The sequence below is a fragment of the Aminobacter sp. P4_H6_2 genome, from assembly GCF_056400805.1.
In genome coordinates this window covers 1-3,828 of record NZ_JBFUKO010000529.1, presented here as the reverse complement: position 1 = coordinate 3,828, position 3,828 = coordinate 1, and the positions used below count along the sequence as shown (strand labels likewise).

The 3,828-nt window shown below is 61.4% G+C and carries 4 protein-coding genes; all 4 read right to left on the bottom strand.

All coding sequences use genetic code 11. The annotated features are described in order from the left end of the window. The coding region (locus tag AC1DUU_RS25850; RefSeq protein ID WP_476786226.1) for a sulfite exporter TauE/SafE family protein at positions 1-613 on the bottom strand (613 nt) is incomplete at its 3' end. 54 nt (positions 614-667) lie between these two features. Further along, positions 668-2,464, bottom strand: coding sequence for a gamma-glutamyltransferase family protein (locus AC1DUU_RS25845; protein ID WP_476786225.1), 1,797 nt, complete (start codon positions 2,462-2,464; stop codon positions 668-670). Positions 2,465-2,494: 30 nt separating this feature from the next. Further along, a complete protein-coding gene (locus AC1DUU_RS25840) occupies positions 2,495-3,355 on the bottom strand; it encodes an ABC transporter permease (protein ID WP_476786224.1) in 861 nt (286 codons plus the stop codon). Continuing rightward, positions 3,352-3,828 (bottom strand): ABC transporter permease (locus AC1DUU_RS25835; protein WP_476786223.1); only part of this gene is annotated, 477 nt, incomplete at its 5' end. The genes AC1DUU_RS25835 and AC1DUU_RS25840, both read right to left, overlap by 4 nt.

Sequence of the window (3,828 nt, the reverse complement as noted above, 5' to 3'; positions counted from 1 at the left end):
AGCCAATCGTTCCGGGAATTGAGATCAAGATGCCGAGCCCCGACGAGGTCGCCACGGCTTGGTGGATCGGGCGGCCATAAAACGTCATGAACAGGTTGGATAACTGTCCCCCACCAATACCCATCAGCGAAGACAGGACGCCAATGACGAGCCCGTAGATGCGCATGATCCAGCCTGCTGGAACATCGTCAGCGATGCGCCATTTGTCGTTGCCGAACAAAAGGCGAATAGCAGAGACGCCTGCAACCACGACAAAGACGATCTTGAAAAGATCGGCAGGCGCATAGCGGGCAATGAGGCTGCCCAGAACGACGCCGATGACGACCGGAACCGCCCATTTCCTGATGATCGTCATGTCGACGGCTCCCCTGGCCTTGTGTGCGTAGAAGGAACGCAGGGAGGTCGGGATAATGATGGCGAGCGAGGTGCCGATGCACAGCGGCATGCGCACTTCTTCCGGCACGTCCATGAAGCGGAATAGTTCATAAAGAACAGGAACGGCGACAGCGCCGCCACCGACGCCAAACAGGCCGGCAAGCAACCCGGTCACTGCGCCGGCAGCCAGCAGTCCGACCACCAGCCAGGACAACTCAAAAAGTGGAATGCCAAACATGTTTCTGCTTTCAATTGGAGGCCGCCCGATCTGGGTGTTCGGGCGGCTTGGCCTTTAGCGTCCGATTGCGTAGGCCTGCATGAGGCGCGGCGTGGCGGCGGCGCGCAGGATGCCGTCTGGTTCGCGCTCGGCGGCGGTTAGACGGCCGACCGACCACTGAGGAACGACCTCGACATCATGGCCGCGCGCCTTGAGCGCGCCGATCGTTTCCTGACCGAAACTCTCCTCGACGACCAGGCGGCCCGGTATCGCCTCGCGTGGATAGAAGGAGGATGGGAAATGCATGGTGTGGAACAGTGGCAGGTCGATGCCTTCCTGCAGGTTCAGGCCGTGATGCACGCGTCGCAGGAACAGCGCCAGCTGCCACTGGTCCTGTTGGTCACCGCCCGGCGTTCCGAACACCATACGCGGCTTGCCTTCGTAAAGCGCCAGCGAGGGCGTCAACGTGGTGCGCGGGCGCTTGCGCGGCGCCATGCTGGTCGGCAGACCCGGCTCCAGCCAGAACATCTGCGCACGCGTGTTCAGTGCAAAACCGAGTTCGGGGACCACTGGGGACGATTGCAGCCAACCGCCGGAAGGCGTTGCCGAAATCATGTTGCCCCATTTGTCGATGACATCGATATGAACGGTGTCGCCCCGCTTTTCGGTGCGCAGATGTGCCATGGTGGGTTCGCCCGCGCCGGGCGCAACATCGCCGCTGGCACCAGCATAACGAACCTGCGACATCGCCATCTTGAGTTGGGCTTCGTAACCCGGCACCGTGCCGGGTCGCAGCTCCATCGACGCCCCGCTTCCGATCAGCGCCCGCCGTTCAGCGGCATAGGCGTCGGACAGAAGCGTTTTCATCGGCACATCGACGAAATCCGGATCGCCGTAATAGACCTCGCGATCGGCGAAAGCGAGTTTCATGGCTTCCGTAACAGTGTGGATGAACTCCGCGCCGTCGGGCTTCATGGCGGCGATGTCGAGTTCTTTCAGCAGCGACAGCGTCTGCAAGAACACCGGCCCCTGGCCCCACGGTCCGGTCTTGGCGACAGTCCAGCCATGGTAGTCGTAGGTCAGTGGGGTTTCGTAGGTAGCGCTCCATCGGGCCATATCGTCGCCGGTCAAGAGGCCTTTGTGGCGGCGTCCGCTGGTGTCCATCGCCTCGGTCTCGCGGCAGAAGCGATCGATCGCCTCCGCAACGAAACCGCGATAGAAGGCGTCGCGCGCCTTCTCGATCGTTGCCTCGCGATTTCCGCCTGCTGCTTCCGCCTCGTCGACGATGCGCTGATAAGTGTCGGCAAGGACAGGATTGCAAAACAGCTTCTTTGCCTCGGGGGCGTTGCCTCCCGGCAGCCAGGTCGCAGACGACGTGGGCCATTCCTTGGCGAAGAATTCGGCATTGTCCTTGATGGTATTGGCAACGCGCGGCAGAAGCGGATGGCCGTAGCGGGCGTAGTGGATTGCTGGCTCCATGATTTCGCGCAGCGTCATCGAGCCATGATCGCGCAGAAGAACCATCCAGGCATCAAACGCACCGGGCACGACTGCGGCGAGGAGGCCCGAGCCGGGCACCAGTTCGAGGCCAAGCGTCTTGTATGCTTCGATGGTCGCGGATTGCGGCGTAACGCCCTGCCCACACAGCACTTCGGTCTTTCCCGTGCGTGTCGAGTGCAGGATGATCGGCACTTCGCCGGAAGGGCCGACCAGATGCGGCTCCACCACCTGCAGCACGAACCCGGCGGCTGCTGCAGCGTCGAAGGCATTGCCGCCGCGTTCCAGCATGGCCATGCCGGCGGCCGAAGCGAGCCAGTGCGTAGACGTCACAACGCCAAAAGTGCCGAGGATTTCCGGTCGGGTCGTAAACATGCTTGTCGTTCCTGCTGTCTGTCGATGTTTTTAGTATTCGCGCGGATCGATTGCGTCGCGCAGGCCGTCGCCAAGAAGGTTGAAGCCCAGAACGGAGAGAAAGATCGCCGCCCCAGGCCATAGCGACATCCAGGGCGCCTGCGAGATGAAATTCTTGGCCGTGTTCAGCATCGAACCCCAGGAAGGGTTTGGCGGCTGTTGGCCGAGGCCCAGGAAGGAGAGGCTTGCCTCCGCGATGATGGCGGCGGCAATCGTCAGCGTCGCCTGCACGATGATCGGAGGGATCGAGTTGGGAAGGATGTAGCGCAGAATGATGCGCGGGTGCCGCAGGCCGATGACCTGTGCCGCCTCGACATATTCCTCCGCCTTCACCGATAGAACCTGGCCTCTCGTCAAGCGCGCGAAAATAGGTGCTGCCGACAGGCCGATGGCGATCATCGCGTTGGTCAGGCTGGCGCCCAGAAACGCCGCCAGCGAAATGGCGAGGATCAGGAAGGGAATGGCCAGCATCGCGTCGATCAGGCGCGAAATGATGTTGTCGATCCAGCCTCCGAAATATCCGGCCAAAAGCCCAAACGGCACGCCGACGATGACGGCAATTACCACCGACACGCCGCCGGCCATCAGGGACGCCCGCGCGCCAAAAATCATGCGCGAGAAGATATCGCGGCCCAGCTCATCCGTCCCCAGCCAGAACTGGGCGGAAGGCGGCTTGCGTATCGTTGTGAAGCTCGTCTGAAACGGATCGTAAGGTGCAATCAGCGGCGCAAAGACCGCAAGCAGGACGAACAGGCCGACAATAATGGCTCCCGCGACTGCCGCCTTGTTCCGGGTGAACTTCGACAATTGACGGCTGAAGGGGCTTTTTTGAACTGAGGCGACGGCGCTCATGCTGCATCCCTCAAGCGCGGGTTGACGACGATGTAGAGGAGGTCGGCGATAAGGTTCATCAAGATGAAACCGACAGCGGTGCAGAGCACCACTCCTTGTACAACCGCGTAGTCGCGGGTGAAGACGGCATCGACGATCAGCTTGCCGAAGCCTGGAATGGTGAAGATCTGTTCTGTCAGCACCGCACCTGCGAGAAGTTCGCCAAACAGCAGCGTCGACAGCGTGATGATCGGAACCAGCGCGTTCTTCAGCGCATGCCGTAGGATCACCGTCTTCTCGTTAAGCCCCTTGGCTCGCGCGGTTCTCACGTAATCGGACCGCAAAACGCCGAGCATGGCGGACCGGGTATGGCGCATCAACACCCCGGCAAGCCCTGTTCCCAGAACAAAGGCAGGCATCAGCATTGTGCGCAGGTTTTGGCCGAGATCTTCGAAAGGCGAGGTGTAGCCGGATGCCGGAAGCAATTGCCATTG

Bases quoted from the DNA above. Each gene is read 5' to 3' on its own strand.
- AC1DUU_RS25840 (WP_476786224.1), bottom strand. From the start codon at position 3,355: ATGAGCGCCGTCGCCTCAGTTCAAAAAAGCCCCTTCAGCCGTCAATTG.
- AC1DUU_RS25845 (WP_476786225.1), bottom strand. From the start codon at position 2,464: ATGTTTACGACCCGACCGGAAATCCTCGGCACTTTTGGCGTTGTGACG.